Origin of the sequence: Micromonospora sp. NPDC085948 (genome assembly GCF_040686315.1) — a bacterium.
GTDB lineage: Bacteria > Actinomycetota > Actinomycetes > Mycobacteriales > Micromonosporaceae > Micromonospora.
This window is the reverse complement of sequence record NZ_JBFBJW010000015.1, coordinates 1-17,098: the sequence shown is the minus strand read 5'-3', so window position 1 is coordinate 17,098 and position 17,098 is coordinate 1. Positions and strand designations below refer to the sequence as shown.

The window sequence follows — 17,098 nt, the reverse complement described above, 5'->3', positions numbered from 1 at the left end:
CCGCGCCCCGATCAGCGGGGTGGGGTGTCCCGGCGGGACGGGAACGGGGTGCCCGGCTGACCGAGGGTGGAGCGGGCGCGCAACCCGACCGGGTCCGGAGCGGCGGCGGGCGGCACCGCGGCAGCCGGCTCCGGGACCCGTCGCCCATCGAGGTACGCGGCGGCGGCCCGGTCGTCGTCGGTCGGGGCGGCGAGCAGGGCGTAGAGCAGACCGACCACGCCGAAGATCACCGCCACCATGATCGGCACCAGCAGGGTGCTCACCTGGGCGCCGGTCACCCCGCCCACGCGTTCGTGCCGGTGCACCGACAGGGCGCTCATCCCGGTGAAGTGCATCCCGTTCACGGCGATGCCCATGACCAGCGCGGAGGCGAAGACCGCCAGCCCTCGGCGGACGGTCATCGCGAGCCACAGCGCGACGGTGGACGCCACGACAGCGATGACCACCGAGAGCACGACCCGGACGGAGTCGTAGCCGAGGCTGCCGTTGAGGCGCATCGCCGCCATGCCGGTGTAGTGCATGGAGGCCACCCCGGCGCCGGTGAAGATGCCACCGGCGACCAGGCGTACCGGATTCAACCGACCGGTGCCCACGATGGCCAGGCCGATACCGACCGCCACCACGGCGATGGCCGTGCTCGCCGCGGTCAGCGGCACGTCGTAGCGGATCCGGGTGCCCTCGACGGCGAAGCCCAGCATGGCCATGAAGTGCATCGCCCAGATGGCGGTGCCGCCCAGCGCCCAGGCCGCCAGCAGGCCCCACCAGGCCCGCTGGCCGGCCGTGCGCGCGGTACGGATGCGCCCCGCGCACACCAGCCCGAGGACCGAACCGAGCACGGACAGCGCGTAACTCAACGCGGGCGTGATCCACCCGTACTCAAAGTGATTGATGTCCGCCACAGCGGTCTTCTCCCCGATCGTTACCGGCGCGTCAACAAAGGCGCTCGGCAATGATCAGGGGTGGCGTGATCAGGCGCAACAGTGCCCCCCAAGCTATTCGGGGGGTGCTGTCGCGGTGACTGTCCGAAGCGCCGATTCGTCGGCGATCGTTACTGAAAGTGACGGTCAGGTGGAGGTGTGGTACGCCAGGACGCCCCGGTTGACGGCCGCGATCGCCTGCCGGGCGGTGGACCGCAACTCCGGCGAGGCGCCGCCGGAGTCGGCGAGCTGACCGAGCAGATCGACCACCTGCCGCGCCCACCGGACGAAGTCACCGGCGGGCATCTCGCCGTCGATCTCGTGACCACTGCCGAGCACCTTGGCCAGCGCCTCGCCCCGGGCCCACCGGTAGACCGGCCAGGCGAAGCCCAGATCCGGCTCCCGGGTCGCGGTCAGCCCGCGGGCCGCCTCGTCGGCCTCGATCTCGCCCCAGAGCTTCACCGTCTCGTCCACCGCGTCGGCCACCGGCCCCCGCGGCAACGACGCCCGCTCGTCGACGTCGCGACGCGCCTCGAAGACCACCACCGACACCGCGGCGGCCAACTCGGCCGGGGACAGGCCGTTCCACACCCCCCGGCGCAGGCACTCGGCGACCAGCAGGTCCGCCTCGGTCCAGATCCGACCGAGCATCCGACCGGCGTCGGTGACCGCGCCGTCGCGAGCGAGGTAACCGCGGTCGGTCAACAGCGCCACGATCCGGTCGAAGGTCCGCGCCAGGGACCCCGTCCGCCCGGAGACGCGCTCGCGCAACTCCTCGGTGTCGCGCTCCAGTCGCCGCCGGCGCTCCGCCCAGCGGGCGTGGTCCTCCCGCTCCGGGCAGGCGTGGCAGGGGTGGTGACGCAGCTCGGTGCGGAGCTGGGCGATCTGGTGATCGTCGCCGGCCGCCTGCCGGGAACGGCCACCCCGCCGGCCGCCGTGCCGGTCCAGGCCGGTGCCGCTGACCTCTGCGGCGAGATCCCGCCGGGCACCCGGTGAACGGTGGTTGAAGTGCTTGGGCACCCGGATCCGGGCCAGCACCTCGGCCGGCGTGGTGAAGTCGCCGGGGCTGACCCGCCCGGCCCACCGGTCCTGGGTGAGCACCAGCGGCCGGGGCTCACCGAACCCGCCGGTCGCCGGGTCCAGGACGACGGCCAGCCCGGCCCGCCGACCCGACGGCACCCGGATCACGTCGCCGATCCGCAGCCGCTCCAGCGACGCCACCGCGGCGGCCTTGCGCTGGGTCTGACCCTGCCGGGCGATCGCCTTCTCCCGGTCCGCGATCGCCACCCGCAACGCGAAGTACTCGTCGAAGTCGCCGTGGTGGCAGGCGGCCTCCGCGCCGTACGCCTCGATGGTCTCGGTGTTGCGCTGCACCTGCCGGGCCAGACCGACCACCGACCGGTCCGCCTGGAACTGGGCGAACGAGGACTCCAGCAGCGCCCGGGCCGGCTCCGCGCCGACCGTGCCGACCAGGTTCACCGCCATGTTGTACGACGGACGGAAGCTGGAGCGCAGCGGGTACGTGCGGGTGGACGCGAGCCCGGCCACGTGCCGTGGGTCGGTCTCCGGGGACCACACCACGACGGCGTGCCCCTCCACGTCGATGCCCCGGCGGCCGGCCCGACCGGTGAGCTGCGTGTACTCCCCCGGGGTCAGGTCGACGTGCGCCTCGCCGTTGTACTTGACCAGCCGTTCCAGGACCACGCAGCGGGCCGGCATGTTGATGCCCAACGCCAGGGTCTCGGTGGCGAAGACCGCCTTCACCAGACCACGGACGAACAACTCCTCGACGATCTCCTTGAACACCGGCAGCATGCCGGCGTGGTGGGCGGCCAGGCCGCGCTCCAGGCCGTCGAGCCACTCCCAGTAGCCCAGCACCGTCAGGTCCTCGCCGGGGATCGCGGTCACCCGCGACTCGACCACCCGCCGGATCTCGGCCCGCTCCTCCGCCGAGGTGAGCCGCAGACCGGCGGCGAGGCACTGCTGCACCGCGGCTGCGCAGCCGGCCCGGCTGAAGATGAACAGGATCGCCGGCAGCAGCCCCTCCCGGTCCAGCCGGTCGACGATGTCCGGGCGCATCGGGCCCCGCCACCGGGGGCCACGTCGACCGGAGCCCGGTCCGGCGCTGCGCCCCTCCCCCAACTCCAGGCGGCGTACCTGGTCCCGGGTGTAGCGCAGCAACTCCGGGTGCACGTCGTGCTTGCGGGCGGCGTCGGCGTCGTGGAACAGGTCGAACATCCGCTTGCCGACCAGCATGTGCTGCCACAACGGCACCGGTCGGTGCTCACTGACCACCACCGCGGTCTCGCCGCGCACGGTGACCAGCCAGTCGGCGAACTCCTCGGCGTTGGACACGGTCGCCGACAACGAGACCAGGGTGACCGAGGCGGGCAGGTGGATGATCACCTCTTCCCACACCCCGCCACGGAACCGGTCGGCCAGGTAGTGCACCTCGTCCATCACCACGTACGCCAGACCCTGCAGGGTGCTGGAGCCCGCGTAGAGCATGTTGCGCAGCACCTCGGTGGTCATCACCACCACCGGCGCGTCGCCGTTTATCGCGTTGTCGCCGGTCAACAGGCCGACCTGCTCGACGCCGTACCGGGCGACCAGGTCGTGGTACTTCTGGTTGGACAGCGCCTTGATCGGCGTGGTGTAGAAGCACTTGCGCCGGGCCGGCGGCTCGTCGCCGGGCACCGGGTCGTCGGGCCGCCCGCGCAACGCCAGGTGGACCGCGAACTCCCCCACCACGGTCTTACCGGCTCCGGTGGGGGCGCAGACCAGCACCCCGCTGCCCCGCTCCAGTGACTGACACGCCTCCCGCTGGAAATCGTCGAGGTCGAACCCCAGATCGAGGGCGAACTCGTCCAGCGCCGGAAACTCTGCGGCCTGTGCGGCCCGGCGGCGCGCCGCTGCGTACCGCTCGGCGGGGCTCGACATGGCACCAAGATTAGTGCGTGCCGGGACGGGACACCCGACAAGGCCGACCCGTTGGGCCATCCGAGGCGGTCGGTAGGGTGCACGGCGTGCCGGACCATGCCGAACCGCCCCAGACTCGTCCGCCGGTCAGCCCCGAGACCGACGCCCCCCGGGCGTCCCGACGGCCCGTCAAGGCGGTGCTCTTCGACTTCCACGGCACCCTGGCCCAGGTCGAGGAGCCCCGGCAGTGGGTGCTGGCGGCCGCGGCGGCGTGCGGGGTCACCCTGGACCGGGTCCGCGCCACCTCGCTGGCCGACCGGCTGCTGACCGCGGGGCGTGCCGGCGGCCCACTGCCTGCGCGGGTGCCACCCCGGCTGGCCGAACTGTGGGCCGACCGGGACCTCTACCAGCACGCCCACCGAGGCGCGTACACCGGGCTGGCCGAGACCGTCGACGCCGGCATCGAGGGCTTCGCCGACGCCCTCTACGACCGGCTGCTGACCGCCGAGGGCTGGCTGCCGTACCCGGACACCGCGCCGACACTGACCGCGCTGCGCGCCGCCGGAGTGCCCGTGGCGGTGGTCAGCAACATCGGCTTCGACGTACGACCGCACTTCGACACCTGGGGGCTGACCGACCTGGTCGACGCGTTCGTGCTGTCGTACGAGGTGGGGCGCTGCAAACCCGACCCGGCCATCTTCTGGCGGGCCTGCGGGATGCTCGGCGTCGACCCGGAGCAGACACTGATGGTCGGTGACACCCCGGCGGACGCGGGCGCGGTGGCGGCCGGCTGCGCGGTGCTGGTGCTCCCCACCGCCGACCCGGGTCGGGAGAACGGGCTGGGCGCGGTGCTCGACCTCGCCCTGCCGGGCTGACCCGCACGTCGTCAGGCCGGAATGTGAATCACCGGTAGCTCGTCGCCGTACCGGTCCTCCCCGGTGAGGATCGAGGCATCGTGCTCGAGGACGGCCAGCGCCGTGGTGGCCAGATCGGCGCGGCCCGTCACCGTGCGCCAGAAGCTGAGTTCGTGCCAGGAGTGCCCCTCGGTCGAGAGCACCTCGCAGGCGTCCAGGCTCAGCAGCCGGTGCAGGGTCGCCCGTTCCTTCGGGTCACTGACGATCGCCAGCGTCTCCGCCGCGGTCACGGCGGTGACGCCGAACCTGTTGCGGTCCTGGATGACCTCGTGCAGCGGCTCCCCGACATGCACCGACCCCGCCAGGTACGCCAGCAGAGCCGACCGGTCCAGCACGAGCCGGACCGGTCGGTCGTCCTCGGTGCTCACGCCGCCGGTTGTTCGCGCGTGCCGGCGGCGGCGTCCCGCGCGTGCTGGCGGGCCCGCTCCCGAAGCGCGCCGCGGCGCTCCGGGGACCAGTCGGCCTCCACGGCGGCACGGCGGGCGCGCGCCTCGGCCACACCCTGCTCGGTGATGGGAATGCCCTGGTGGGCCAACTCCGCGTCCAAGGCGTCCAACCGCATCCGGTCCCGGACGGCCCGGGTGATGTAGGCGCTGGCGTTGGACTCGCGCTCCAGGCGCTCCGCCACGTCGGGTGGCACGGAGATCGACAGCTTCCGCATCGCGCTGGTCATACCAGGAACCGTACGCCGGTAGCACCGCGTTGGCGACCAGGAACGGCCGTGTCGGCCCCGCCGGGGTTCGCATTTCGGCAGGTCGACACCGCCGCGAGGGAGCCGGAACCGACCGCTACCGTCGTGCGCGTGACCGAGACGCTGCTGCCCACGCCCACGCCGGCCGACACGCCACCGGCCCGGCGCGGCGGCGTCGTCGCCGTGGGGCTCGTCCTGGGCGGGGCGCTGTCGGTGCAGTTCGGGTCCGCCGTGGCCGCGCTGCTCTTCCCGCGTACCGGGGTGGCCGGCGCGGTGACCCTGCGGCTGACCATTTCGGCGGTGCTGCTGCTCATGGTGTGCCGGCCCCGACTGCGCGGGTACGACCGGTCGGCCTGGCTCGCGGCGGGCGCGTTCGGGCTGGCGCTGGCCGGCATGAACTCGCTGTTCTACCAGGCCATCGAACGCATCCCACTGGGGCCGACGGTGACGCTCGAGGTGCTCGGCCCGCTGGCGCTGTCGGTGTTCAGCGCCCGACGACTGGCCAGCTGGGGCTGGGCGGGACTCGCCCTGGCCGGGGTGGCGCTGCTCGGGCAGAGCGGCTTCGACCGGCTCAACCCGGCCGGGGTGGCCTTCGCGTTCGGCGCGGGCACCATGTGGGCCGCGTACATCGTGCTGAGCGCCCGGGTCGGCGGCCGGTTCCCGGGCGCGGACGGGCTGGCCCTGGCGCTGACCGTCGCCGCGCTCGTCACCCTGCCGTTGGGCATCGTCGACGGCGGCGCGGTCCTGCTCGACCCGCCGGTGCTGGCGCTCGGCGCCGTCCTCGCGGTGCTCGCCTCCGGGCTGCCGTACACCCTGGAGCTGCTGGCGCTGCGACGGATGTCGACCGCCACGTTCGCGGTGCTGATGAGCCTCGGCCCGGCCGTCGCCACGCTCGCCGGGTGGCTGGTGCTGCGGCAGGCCCTCACCCTGCTGGAGTGCGCCGCCATCGTGCTGGTCATCGCGGCCAGCATCGGAGCGGTACGGGTCAACGCAGCAGCCGCACGGCGCCCGGAACGGCGCTGATCGTCACCGGCAGCTCCAGGGAACGTTCCCCGTCGGCGTACGTGACGATCCCGTCGGCGGCCAGCTCCACGGTGCGGGCCCGGTAACTGGTCACCAGGGGATGGCTCACGTGCGTGCCCTGGTAGATGCGCGGCTTCACCCGGACCAGCGTCCGGCGGTTGACCCGCCCCGCCACCACCACGTCCAGCAGCCCGTCGGTCGGGTCGGCGGCGGGACAGATCCGCATTCCGCCCCCGTACGTCGGGCAGTTGCCCACCGCCACCAGCACCGCGTCGAGGTCGTGCGGCACCCCGTCGAGGCGCAGCGTGTAGCGGCGGGGCCGCAGCCGGGCCAACTCCACCAGGATCGCCAGGTCGTACCGGCGGGGTCCGCGCGGCCAGCGCATCCGGTTGGCCCGCTCGTTGACGATCGCGTCGAACCCCGCCGCCAGGACCGCCCCGAACCACCGCTCGGCGCCGTCAGCCCCGGTCATCCGGGCCAGATCGACGACGTGGGTCCGGCCGGCCCGCAACGCGGACGCGATCACCTGCACCGCCGCCACCGGGTCGGCGGGGAACCCGGTGTCGAGGGCGAAGTCGTTGCCGGTCCCCGCCGGCACCGGACCGAACGGCACGGCGGTGCCGGCGACCGCCTGCATCGCCCGGTGCACGGTGCCGTCCCCACCGATCGCGACAAGCGCACCGATGCCGTCGGCGACGGCGGCACGACAGGCGGCCTCCGCCTCGCCCGGACTGACCGCCGACAGCACGCGGACCGGACGGCCGGCGGCGGCCAGCCCGTCCAACAGCCGGGGCAGCAGGGCCCGGTGCCGCCCCCGACCGGCGGTCGGGTTGGCGAGCACCGCCACGGGGCCACCGGGGAGCGGGGCGCGGTCGGCCGGGGCACCGGCGGGCGGGCCGGGCAGGTGATCGTCTGCGGTCACGGGCAGCACCGTACCGGTCGGACACCCACCGTTTTCCGGGGGCAGGCGCGGACACCACCGGTAACGCGGCGACGCCGCCCCCGGGGAACGGGGACGGCGTCGGCTGACCGGGCGGCGCGGGGCCGTCAGGTCATGTCGTCGTAGCGACGCTCGATCGGTGCCGGTGCGGCGACCGGCTCGGGTACGCCGATCGGCGCGGCCGAGTCGACCCGCTGCCCGGCCACGACCGGGTCCTTGTCGAACTCCAACGGCGACACCTCGTCGTCGTCGATGCCGGCGTAGATCTCCTTGCCCCGCCCCCGTCGCCGGTCGTTGATGAACGCGACCCCGACCGCGGCGAAGTAGAGCGCGGTGAGGCAGAGCGCCAGAGCGGTCATCCCGAACGGATCCGGGGTGGGGGTGACCACGGCGGAGAAGGCGAAGAACACGAAGATCGCCACCCGCCACCAGCTGAGCAGCCGTTTCGCGCTGGCCAGGCCGACGAAGTTGAGCATCAGCACGATCAGCGGGAACTCGAACGCCACACCGAACAGCAGGATCAGGTTGGTGACGAACGAGATGTACCGGGTGACTTCCAGATTCGTCGCGATGTCGTCGCCGGACACGTTCAGCAGGAACTCGAGGCCCTTGGTGGTGACGAAGAAGGCCAGGACCGCGCCGGCCGCGAACAGCGGCGCGGCGAGAGCCGTGAAGATGTACGCGTAACGCCGCTCGTGCCGGTGCAGGCCCGGCGCGATGAACGCCCACAGCTGGTAGAGCCAGATGGGCGCCGCGATGATCAGGCCCACCCACAGACCGATCTTCAGGTTCAGCAGGAAGACGTCCGCGACACCGAGCTGGACGAACTTGCACTTCCCGGTGACCGGGTCGAGCGAGGCGTCGAGGCTGCAGTACGGCTCCGACAACAGGATCCGGACCGGCTTCGCCAGCCAGATGCCCACGCCGAAGCCGAGCATGATCGCCAACGATGCGCGGAACAGACGATTACGCAGCTCGCGGACGTGCTCGATGAGTGTCATCGAGCCATCGGCGGCCCGCTCGAACGCCTTGGGGCCGCGTTTGCGCAGTGCGAAGGCCACGGTGGTGGGGCCCTTCGGTCAGTTGTCGCGGACGCGGTGCACCGGGTCGACGACCGGCTGCTGCGTCGGCGCCTGCTGGTACGGCGCCTGCTGCGGCTGCCCGGCGTACGGCGCCTGCTGCCCGGCGTGCGGCGGCAACGGCTGGTAGCCAGCCTGCGCGTCGGCCTTCTCGGCGAGGTCGCGGTCGTCGTCCTGCAGGCTCTTGGTCTCGGCCTTGATGATCCGCAGCGACCGACCCAGCGAACGAGCAGCGTCGGGAAGCCGCTTCGCCCCGAAGAGCAGGATCAGCACAACCACGAGAACAGCGATGTGCCACGGCTTGAGGGCACCCATGAGAAGCTCCAGTCGGTCTGTGTCCGAGGGGTGGTACGCAGCCCATCGTACGTGCGGATCGGCTGCCTGACACCCGCCGGGTGGGGGTGGTTCGACCCGAAGGGTGAAGTCTTGACCAACGCGCGATGATCCGTCAACCGCCGCCGGGCACCCAGCCCGGCGGGGCGCGATCAGCCCCGCTTGGCCTTGATCACCGCGAGCCGTTGGGACGTGGTGTCGAGCTGGCGTTGGACATCCTCGGCGCGCTGCTGCAACACCTCGGCGGTCTCCCGCAGCGCCTCGGCCTCGGCGGCCCGTCGCTGCAACGCCACCGCGGCGCGGCGCAGCCGAGGCAGCCGGGTCAGCACCGGGCGTACGGCCAGCACGAGCGCCACGAGCGGGAGCAGCACCACCGCGAGCACGATCCAGATCAGCACGGCGGTCAGCCTACTGGGTGCGGCCGGCCACCGCCGGGTCGCCCGCCGGCGCGCTCGTCGCGTCGACCTCGGGCACCCGAAGCTCGGCCGCGGGGGCGGGCACCGCGTAGGCGTCCAACGCGGCGGCCGCCGCCGCTCGGACCTGCTCGGCCAGCTCGGCCGGGGCGACCACGACGGCGTCCGGGCCGAGGCCCAGCACGAACCGGCGGGCCCACCCCAGGTCGGTGACCCGCAGGGAGACCAGCCACTGGTCGCCGTCACCGGCCTCGACCCGCTCGCACGGATAATATTCGGTGATCCACCGCTCGCTCCGGCCGATGCGCAGCGTGATCAGCGGCAGGTCCGGCGAGGGGCGGAAGACACCCTCGGTGAGGTCGTGCGGAACGGCCTGCGGCGGGACGGTGGCCGGCTCGGGCAGCTCGGTGATCGCGTCGATCCGGTCGGCCCGGAACAGGCGGACCGCCTCCGCGCGCCGGCACCACGCCTCCACGTAGGCCCGGCCGCCGACCATCAGCATCCGCAGGGGGTCGATGACGCGGTCGGTGGTCTCGTCCCGGGCGGCGGTGTAGTAGGTGATCCGCAGCGCCCGGCCGCCCTCCACGGCGGCCCGCAGCGCCTCGACCCGCCGGGTGTCGCCGGGCAGCCGGACCGCCACCGGCGCACCCACCAGGTCACCGGCGTCCTCGATCTTGGCCAGGGCCCGTTCGACGGCCTCGCGGTTGGCCACCCCGGGCGTCTCGGCGAGCATCCGCAACGCCACCACCAGCGCGAGGGCCTCGTCCGGGGTGAGCCGCAGAGGCCTGTCGATGCCGGCGTCGTAGGTGATCGTCACCCGATCACCGTCGAACGCCATGTCGATCAGGTCACCGGGACCATAACCGGGCAGCCCGCACACCCAGAGCAACTCCAGGTCCTCCCGCAGTTGGCGCTCGGTGACACCCAGGTCACCGGCCGCCTCGGCGATCTCGATGCCGGGTCGGGCCAACAGGTAGGGCACCAGGTTGAGCAGGCGGGCCAGCCGGTCGGCGGACGTGCGGGAACCGCCCCGGGCAGCCGGGCGGGTCACCGGGCACCGCCGGTGACGGCCAGTTCGTCGTGCCGGACGGCGATCTCCTTGAGTCGTTGGATGACCGCGTCGCGGACCTCCGGTGGGTCGAGCACCCGCACGTCCGGGCCGTAGCCGACGAGGTGGCCGGCCAACCCGTCCGGGTCCGCGTACGGCAGGACCAGGCGGTCGCCGTCCGGCCCGGTCGTCACCTGCACGGCCCAGCGGCGCAGCCCGGCGGCCCGGCCCGCAGCGGCCAGCACGGTGGCCCGGCCGGTGCGCTCCACCGGACCCGACCAGCGGGCCACGTGGCTGATCAGGTCGACGTTCGGCGGCGGCTGGTACGCGCCGGGCACGCCCGTCACCCGGACCGCGCCGACCACCCGGGACAGCCGGAAGCAGCGGGTCGCCGCCCGGTCCAGGTCGTGGCCGACCACATACCACCGGCCGCGCCAGCAGACCACGCCCCACGGTTGCAGCCGCCGCCGGCTGGGCGCGTCCCGGTCGGGCACCCGGTAGTCGAACCCGACCTCGCGGCGGTCCCGGGCCGCGGCCGTCAGCGGCGCGAACGCCGGATCGACGGTCACCATCGGCTCCAGGCCCAGGGTGGCCTGCGGATCCACGTCCACCCCGGCGGCGCGCAGCTTGGCCAGCCCGGACGACGCGGCGGCGGCCAGCCCGGCGTGCTGCCACAGCCGGGCGGCGATGCCCACCGCGGCAGCCTCGTCGGGCTCCAGCAGGATGTCGGGCAGCGCGTACTCGCGGTGGGCGATCCGATAACCCGGCTCGGCGTCGAAGGCGCTCGCCGTGCCCGTCTCCAGTGGCACACCCAGCTCACGCAGCTCGGCCTTGTCCCGCTCGAACTTGCGTTGGAACGCCTCGTGGTCACGCGCGTCGTCCGGGTCGTGCTCGTAGCCGGGCACGGTCGCGGCGATCTGCGCGGCGGTCAGGAACCGTCGCGTGGACAGCAGACAGATCACCAGGTTGACCAGGCGTTCGGTGCGGGTCCGCGACACCCGGTAGACGCTAGCAGCCGACACGCCCGCGACGTGCACCCACGCGGGCGTGCCGCACACTTGTTCGGATCCGGCCTCCCCCAGCGCCTCGCCGTTTCCGGTCATAGGGTGATCCTCATGTCGCAAGCGGAGGACAGGATGTCGCAGGCGGAGGCCAGGCCGGAGAGCGAAAGCGTCGGCACGGTGGTCGTCGCGGGTGTCGCCAACCTCGCCATCGCGATCGCCAAACTGATCGCCGGGCTGATCTCCGGATCGGCCGCGATGCTGTCCGAGGCCGCCCACTCGGTCGCCGACACCACCACCGAGGTGCTGCTCTTCCAGGCGCTGCGCCGGGGCGCCCGGCCGGCCGACCAGCGACACCCCTTCGGGTACGGCAAGGAGAGCTACGTCTGGGCGTTCTTCGCCGCGATGTTCACCTTCGTCGCCGGGGCCGGCTTCGCCGTCACCCACGGCGTCACCACGATCCTGGTGCACGAGCACAGCGGCGACTACCTGGTCTCGTACATCGTCCTGGCGGTGTCGTTCGTCATCGAGTCGATCTCCCTGGCCCGGGCGGTACGGCAGGTCCGCCGCGAGGCGCGGCGCTGGCACACCACGCCGCGGCGGTTCCTGCGGCTGACCGCCGACACCACCGTCAAGGCGGTCTTCCTGGAGGACAGCGCGGCGCTCATCGGTCTGCTGCTCGCCGGGGCCGGCGTCGGCCTGTCGCACGCCACCGGCGACGAGGTGTGGGACGGCGTCGCGTCGATCCTGATCGGGCTGCTGCTACTGACGGTCGCCGGGATCCTCGCCGGCAACAACCTGTCGCTGCTGGTCGGTCGGGCCGTACCGGAGCGGTTGCGCCGCGAGATCGAGCAGGACCTGGCCGGACTGCCCGAGGTGGAGCGCATCGACACCCTGTTGACCATGCAACTCGGCCCGCAGGACATCCTGGTCGCCGCGAAGGTCGACTTCCGCGACGAGGCCACCGGCGCGCAGATCGAGGCCACCGCCGACGAGGCCGAGCGACAGCTCACCGAGCGGTACCCGGAGATTCGCTTCGTCTTTCTCGACCCCACCCGCTCACTGCCGGGGGCCACCGGCACCGCCCGACACACCCAGGCCGGGCCGACCCCGGACGCCGGCGGCCCCGAACCGGCCTGATCCGCCACCACCGCCGTACCCGGGCGCGGGCCGTCGGGTCCGCGCGGCTAGCGTGCCCGTCATGGTGCGATGGCGTACGGGGACGGTGGCGACGCTGCGACGGCAGTGGACCGGGGCGGTGGAACTCGACGTCGACCTGCCCGACGGCACGCGCATGCGGGCGCTGGCCTACCCGGAGCTGGTCGGCACACCCGAGCCCGGCGACCGGGTGCTGCTCAACGCCGGCGCGCTGCTGATGGGTTTGGGCACCGGCGGGTACGCCCTGGTGGTGGCCCTGCCGGACCGACTGCCGCCGGACCCGCCGGAGGTCGGCGACACCCGCGACGCCGGGCACCTGGTCAAGGCCCGCTACACGCCGTTGCAGCCGATCCTGCTCGGCGTCGACGAGGAGGCGTCCCCGCACCGCGCGGTACTCGCCGACGCGGACGACCTCGGCGGCCTGCCGGTGGTCACCGCCGATCTGCACTCGGCGCTGCCGGCGATCCTGGCCGGCATCCGGGCCGACCTCCCGCAGGCGCGGGTGGCGTACCTGCTCACCGATGGTGGGGCCCTGCCCGCCTGGTTCTCCCGCACCCTCGCCGGGCTGCGCGCCGACCTGGCCGGCACGATCACCGTCGGACAGTCCTTCGGCGGCGACCTGGAGGCGACCACGTTGCACGGTGGCCTGCTCGCCGCCCGGCACGTGCTCGACGCCGACCTGGCCATCGTCGCCCAGGGGCCCGGCAACCTGGGCACCGGCACCCGGTGGGGGTTCTCCGGTGTCGCCGTCGGTGAGGCGGTCAACGCGATCGCCACCCTGGGTGGACGGCCGGTCGGCTCCCTGCGGATCTCCGACGCCGACCCCCGCCCCCGGCACCGGGGCGTGTCCCACCACAGCCTCACCGCGTACGGCCGGGTGGCCCTCGCCCCGGCGGAGCTGGTGGTGCCCGACGACCTGGACCCGGCCCTCGCGGCCGAGGTGGACGCGTCGTTGGCCCCCCTCGCCGCCCGGCACCGGATCGTCCGGGTGCCCACCGCCGGTCTCGACGCCGCGCTGCGCGCCAGCGCCGTGCCGCTGTCCACGATGGGCCGTGGTCTCGACGCCGACCACGCGTACTTCCTGGCCGCCGCCGCGGCAGGCCGCCACGCCGCCACCCTGCTGCCCTAACCGCCCGCCCTCCGGCCGTCCTCCGCCCCGTTGATCATGGGGTTATTGCCCGCCGCCTCGCGTGTCAGGGCAATAACCCCATGATCAACGCGAGCATTGCGGGGTGGAGTGGGGTGGGGTGGGGTTAGGCCAGGAAGACCAGGGTTAGCCAGCCGCCGACGATGAGCACCAGCGCCAGCGCCAGCACCCACGTCGGCACGGTGTATTCACCACGGCGGTTACGGTCGACCTCGGCGCGGATCTTCTCCCGCCGGCGTTCGACCCAGTTCTGCCGCTCGGCGCCGCGCTCAGGGCGGTCGGAAGGTCCAGAAGTCGTCATGGCGGACCCAGCTTAGCGGCCACCGCGCCGCCCGCGCCGGTGCGCCCACCGGTAGGCCGGCCCCGTCGGCGGACACCACCGCCGGGGCCGGCAGACCCGTCACATGCTGGCGATCAGCCGCTCCACCCGCTCGTCGTACGCCCGGAACGGGTCCTTGCAGAGCACGGTGCGCTGCGCCTGGTCGTTGAGCTTCAGGTGCACCCAGTCCACGGTGAAGTCCCGCCGCTTCTCCTGGGCGTGCCGGATGAACTCGCCGCGCAGCCGGGCCCGGGTGGTCTGCGGCGGGGTCTCCTTGGCCTCGAAGATCTCCGGGTCGGTGGCCACCCGGTCGACCTCGCCACGCCGTTCCAGCAGACCGTAGAGGCCGCGACCGCGACGCACGTCGTGGTAGGCCAGATCCATCTGCGCCACCCGGGGGTGCGACAGCGGCAGGTCGTGCTTGCGCTGGTAGCGCTCGATCAGCCGCAGCTTGCTGACCCAGTCGATCTCCCGCGAGACCGGCTCCAGGTCACCGGTCTCCACCGCGCTGAGCACCCGGCCCCACAGCTCGACGACCCGCTTGGCGGCCTGGTCGCCGCCGCGCCGCTCGACGAACTCGGTCGCCTTGGACAGGTACTCCTGCTGGATGTCCAGGGCGCTGACCTCCTTGCCGTTGGCCAGCCGCACCTTGCGCCGGCCGGTGATGTCGTGCGACACCTCCCGGATCGCCCGGATCGGGTTCTCCAGGGACAGGTCGCGCATCACCACCCCGGCCTCGATCATCCGCAGCACGATGTCGGCGGTGCCGACCTTGAGCAGCGTGGTGACCTCGTTCATGTTGGAGTCGCCGACGATGACGTGCAGCCGCCGGTAGCGCTCGGCGTCGGCGTGCGGCTCGTCACGGGTGTTGATGATCGGACGGCTGCGGGTGGTCGCCGAGGAGACGCCCTCCCAGATGTGTTCGGCCCGCTGCGACAGGCAGTAGACCGCGCCGCGCGGGGTTTGCAGGACCTTGCCGGCCCCGCAGATCAACTGCCGGGTGACCAGGAACGGGATGAGTACGTCGGCCAGCCGGCCGAACTCCCCGTGCCGGGAGACCAGGTAGTTCTCGTGGCAGCCGTACGAGTTACCGGCCGAGTCGGTGTTGTTCTTGAACAGGTAGATCTCACCCGCGATGCCCTCGTCGTGCAGCCGCTTCTCCGCGTCGACGAGCAGGCCCTCCAGGATCCGCTCGCCAGCCCGGTCGTGGGCGACGAGATCGGTCACCGAGTCGCACTCCGGTGTCGCGTACTCCGGATGCGACCCGACGTCCAGGTAGAGCCGGGCTCCATTACGCAGAAAGACGTTGCTCGACCGACCCCAGGACACCACGCGACGGAACAGATACCGCGCGACCTCGTCCGGGGACAGCCGCCGCTGCCCGCGATAGGTGCAGGTGACGCCGTACTCGGTCTCGAGGCCGAAGATTCGCCGCTCCATGGTGTGACATTAGCCGCCCGGAGGCCCGGTTCGTCACTGTCACACCACAGGTCGTGCCCCGGGGGTGGTCACATACCGGTTGAGTGCGACATTCCGTCCGGACCGAGGCTCGCCACGAACCGCCGGCAGTTGTCGTACTCCGGAAGCAGGCCGCTCTCGCGGGCCTGAGCGAGGGTCGGCGCCGCGTCGTCCCGCGCGGACAGCAACGGAACGTCGGCGGGCCACTCGATGCCCAGCTCCTCGTCCAGCGGGTGCACCGCGTGCTCACCCGTCGGGTTGTAGCTGGCCGAGCAGAGATAGCTCAACGTGGCGTCGTCGGTGAGCGCGCAGAAACCGTGCCCCAGCCCCTCGCTGAGGTAGACCGCCCGACGGTCGGTGTCGTCCAGCCGGACGCCCTCCCAACGGCCGAAGGTCGGCGAGCCCACCCGCAGGTCCACGATGACGTCGAGGACCGCACCGCGCACGCAGGTGACGTACTTGGCCTGCCCCGGCGGAACGTCGGCGAAGTGGATGCCGCGCACCACGCCACGGGCGGAGACCGACAGATTGGCCTGGGCCAGCCGCAGCGGATGCCCCACCACGTCGGCGAGCTTGTCGAAGCGGTACCACTCCATGAACATGCCGCGCGAGTCGCCGTGCTGCTGGGGGGTGATCTCCCAGGCGCCCTCGATGCTCAGCTCCCGGATCTTCACCAGGCCACCCCCTGGCGGCCGCTCGGCTCAGCGAGCAGACCGAGCAGGTAGTCGCCGTAACCGCTCTTGGTCAACGGCGCGGCCAACGCGCGCAGCTGGTCGTCGTCGATCAGGCCGGCCCGCCAGGCCACCTCCTCGACACAACCGATCTTCAGGCCCTGCCGCTCCTCGACCACCCGGACGAACTCGGCCGCCTGCATCATGGAGGCGAACGTGCCCGTGTCCAGCCAGGCGGTGCCCCGATCCAGCACCGTCACCGACAGCTCCCCGGTCTCCCGGTACACCTCGTTGACCGCCGTGATCTCCAGCTCGCCGCGGGCGCTCGGGGTGAGCTTGCGGGCGATGTCCACGACCCGGTTGTCGTAGAAGTACAGGCCGGGCACCGCGTAGCGGGACTTCGGCAGGGCCGGCTTCTCCTCGATCGAGAGCACCCGACCGGCGTCGTCGAAGTCGACCACACCGTATTCCTGCGGGTTGGCCACCTGGTAGGCGAAGACCCGCCCGCCGACCGGGTCGCCGTGGGCCGCGAGCTGCCGGCCCAGACCACCACCGTGGAAGATGTTGTCGCCGAGGATCAGCGCCACCGACTCCGTGCCGATGAAGTCCGCCCCGAGGATGAAGGCCTGCGCGATGCCCTCCGGGCGCTCCTGGCTGACGTACTCCAGCCGCAGCCCGAACTGGCTGCCGTCGCCGAGCAGCCGACGGAACTGGTCCTGGTCGTCCGGGGTCGTGATCACCAGGATCTCCCGCACCCCGGACATCACCAGGGTGGAGAGCGGGTAGTAGACCATCGGCTTGTCGAAGACCGGCATCAGCTGCTTAGACACCGCACGGGTGATCGGCCAGAGCCGAGAACCGGTGCCGCCGGCAAGTAGGATTCCACGCACCGGGGCAGCCTAGCGGCACAGAAGCAGGATGTGCGGGGGGGTCGCGCCCCGCGCAGGGCACCCAACTTCGCGTACACTTCCCGACCCGTGAGGATCCTCGTCACCGGCGGAGCCGGATTCATCGGGTCGGAGTACGTTCGCCTGCTGCTGGGCAAGCCCCTCGGCAGTGCCGACGGC

General features: G+C 72.7%; 18 protein-coding genes. 4 read left to right on the top strand and 14 right to left on the bottom strand.

The window, feature by feature from the left end:
* Positions 1-11: 11 nt before the first annotated feature.
* Positions 12-899 carry an MHYT domain-containing protein gene (locus tag AB0O48_RS28385; RefSeq protein WP_357249589.1) on the bottom strand — a complete coding sequence of 296 codons (888 nt, stop codon included), beginning with the start codon at positions 897-899 and terminating at the stop codon, positions 12-14.
* Positions 900-1,064: 165 nt separating this feature from the next.
* On the bottom strand, positions 1,065-3,857 hold the full coding sequence (locus AB0O48_RS28380; RefSeq protein WP_357249592.1) for a DEAD/DEAH box helicase: 2,793 nt from the start codon (positions 3,855-3,857) through the stop codon (positions 1,065-1,067).
* Positions 3,858-3,943: 86 nt separating this feature from the next.
* Here AB0O48_RS28380 and AB0O48_RS28375 point away from each other — a divergent pair, with 86 nt between their 5' ends.
* Positions 3,944-4,711 (top strand): HAD-IA family hydrolase, encoded by a 768-nt coding sequence (locus tag AB0O48_RS28375; RefSeq protein ID WP_357249595.1) that lies wholly within the window; start codon positions 3,944-3,946, stop codon positions 4,709-4,711.
* A gap of 11 nt (positions 4,712-4,722) precedes the next feature.
* Here the strand turns inward: AB0O48_RS28375 and AB0O48_RS28370 are convergent, their stop codons facing one another.
* Together AB0O48_RS28370 and AB0O48_RS28365 are read right to left on the bottom strand one after the other, a co-directional pair.
* A complete protein-coding gene (locus AB0O48_RS28370; protein WP_357249598.1) occupies positions 4,723-5,118 on the bottom strand; it encodes a PIN domain-containing protein in 396 nt (131 codons plus the stop codon).
* Positions 5,115-5,423 carry a hypothetical protein gene (locus AB0O48_RS28365; RefSeq protein ID WP_357249601.1) on the bottom strand — a complete coding sequence of 103 codons (309 nt, stop codon included), beginning with the start codon at positions 5,421-5,423 and terminating at the stop codon, positions 5,115-5,117. Before AB0O48_RS28365 ends, AB0O48_RS28370 begins: the two co-directional genes overlap by 4 nt.
* Positions 5,424-5,546: 123 nt before the next feature.
* Here AB0O48_RS28365 and AB0O48_RS28360 point away from each other — a divergent pair, with 123 nt between their 5' ends.
* Positions 5,547-6,464: an EamA family transporter gene (locus AB0O48_RS28360; RefSeq protein WP_357572843.1), complete on the top strand. Its 918-nt coding sequence runs from the start codon at positions 5,547-5,549 to the stop codon at positions 6,462-6,464.
* On the opposite strand, the gene AB0O48_RS28355 is transcribed toward AB0O48_RS28360, so the two are convergent.
* From AB0O48_RS28355 to AB0O48_RS28330, 6 genes are all read right to left on the bottom strand, one after another.
* Complete coding sequence (locus AB0O48_RS28355) at positions 6,427-7,368, bottom strand: diacylglycerol kinase family protein (protein ID WP_357249705.1); 942 nt, start codon at positions 7,366-7,368, stop codon at positions 6,427-6,429. The genes AB0O48_RS28360 and AB0O48_RS28355 overlap by 38 nt on opposite strands.
* Before the next feature lie 143 nt (positions 7,369-7,511).
* Complete coding sequence (gene tatC / locus AB0O48_RS28350) at positions 7,512-8,465, bottom strand: twin-arginine translocase subunit TatC (protein ID WP_357249606.1); 954 nt, start codon at positions 8,463-8,465, stop codon at positions 7,512-7,514.
* Positions 8,466-8,483: 18 nt separating this feature from the next.
* Entirely contained in the window at positions 8,484-8,798 is a 315-nt protein-coding gene (tatA, locus tag AB0O48_RS28345) for a Sec-independent protein translocase subunit TatA (RefSeq protein ID WP_355031473.1), read from the bottom strand.
* A gap of 170 nt (positions 8,799-8,968) precedes the next feature.
* On the bottom strand, positions 8,969-9,214 hold the full coding sequence (locus AB0O48_RS28340; RefSeq protein WP_357249610.1) for a hypothetical protein: 246 nt from the start codon (positions 9,212-9,214) through the stop codon (positions 8,969-8,971).
* 10 nt (positions 9,215-9,224) lie between these two features.
* Positions 9,225-10,280 (bottom strand): YafY family protein, encoded by a 1,056-nt coding sequence (locus AB0O48_RS28335; protein ID WP_357572844.1) that lies wholly within the window; start codon positions 10,278-10,280, stop codon positions 9,225-9,227.
* A complete protein-coding gene (locus AB0O48_RS28330; protein WP_357572850.1) occupies positions 10,277-11,275 on the bottom strand; it encodes a WYL domain-containing protein in 999 nt (332 codons plus the stop codon). Before AB0O48_RS28330 ends, AB0O48_RS28335 begins: the two co-directional genes overlap by 4 nt.
* A gap of 117 nt (positions 11,276-11,392) precedes the next feature.
* Between AB0O48_RS28330 and AB0O48_RS28325 the strand changes: the two genes are divergently transcribed.
* Both AB0O48_RS28325 and AB0O48_RS28320 read left to right on the top strand, forming a co-directional pair.
* The gene (locus AB0O48_RS28325) at positions 11,393-12,418 is read left to right on the top strand and encodes a cation diffusion facilitator family transporter (RefSeq protein ID WP_357249616.1); all 1,026 of its coding nucleotides are present in this window, start codon (positions 11,393-11,395) and stop codon (positions 12,416-12,418) included.
* Between the two features lie 61 nt (positions 12,419-12,479).
* Positions 12,480-13,565 carry a DUF3866 family protein gene (locus tag AB0O48_RS28320; RefSeq protein ID WP_357572845.1) on the top strand — a complete coding sequence of 362 codons (1,086 nt, stop codon included), beginning with the start codon at positions 12,480-12,482 and terminating at the stop codon, positions 13,563-13,565.
* 124 nt (positions 13,566-13,689) lie between these two features.
* On the opposite strand, the gene AB0O48_RS28315 is transcribed toward AB0O48_RS28320, so the two are convergent.
* From AB0O48_RS28315 to rfbA, 4 genes are all read right to left on the bottom strand, one after another.
* Positions 13,690-13,884, bottom strand: coding sequence for a hypothetical protein (locus AB0O48_RS28315; RefSeq protein WP_357249621.1), 195 nt, complete (start codon positions 13,882-13,884; stop codon positions 13,690-13,692).
* Positions 13,885-13,983: 99 nt separating this feature from the next.
* The gene (pafA, locus tag AB0O48_RS28310) at positions 13,984-15,342 is read right to left on the bottom strand and encodes a Pup--protein ligase (RefSeq protein ID WP_357249624.1); all 1,359 of its coding nucleotides are present in this window, start codon (positions 15,340-15,342) and stop codon (positions 13,984-13,986) included.
* A 68-nt stretch (positions 15,343-15,410) separates the two neighbouring features.
* Positions 15,411-16,034, bottom strand: coding sequence for a dTDP-4-dehydrorhamnose 3,5-epimerase (rfbC, locus tag AB0O48_RS28305; RefSeq protein WP_357249627.1), 624 nt, complete (start codon positions 16,032-16,034; stop codon positions 15,411-15,413).
* Positions 16,031-16,921 (bottom strand): glucose-1-phosphate thymidylyltransferase RfbA, encoded by an 891-nt coding sequence (gene rfbA, locus AB0O48_RS28300; protein WP_357249630.1) that lies wholly within the window; start codon positions 16,919-16,921, stop codon positions 16,031-16,033. Before rfbA ends, rfbC begins: the two co-directional genes overlap by 4 nt.
* Between the last annotated feature and the right edge of the window lie 177 nt (positions 16,922-17,098).

Coding starts and splice junctions, on each gene's coding strand:
- AB0O48_RS28380 (WP_357249592.1), bottom strand. CDS start 3,857: ATGTCGAGCCCCGCCGAGCGGTACGCAGCGGCGCGCCGCCGGGCCGCA.
- AB0O48_RS28365 (WP_357249601.1), bottom strand. CDS start 5,423: ATGACCAGCGCGATGCGGAAGCTGTCGATCTCCGTGCCACCCGACGTG.
- tatA (WP_355031473.1), bottom strand. CDS start 8,798: ATGGGTGCCCTCAAGCCGTGGCACATCGCTGTTCTCGTGGTTGTGCTG.
- AB0O48_RS28325 (WP_357249616.1), top strand. CDS start 11,393: ATGTCGCAAGCGGAGGACAGGATGTCGCAGGCGGAGGCCAGGCCGGAG.
- AB0O48_RS28320 (WP_357572845.1), top strand. CDS start 12,480: ATGGTGCGATGGCGTACGGGGACGGTGGCGACGCTGCGACGGCAGTGG.
- AB0O48_RS28315 (WP_357249621.1), bottom strand. CDS start 13,884: ATGACGACTTCTGGACCTTCCGACCGCCCTGAGCGCGGCGCCGAGCGG.
- pafA (WP_357249624.1), bottom strand. CDS start 15,342: ATGGAGCGGCGAATCTTCGGCCTCGAGACCGAGTACGGCGTCACCTGC.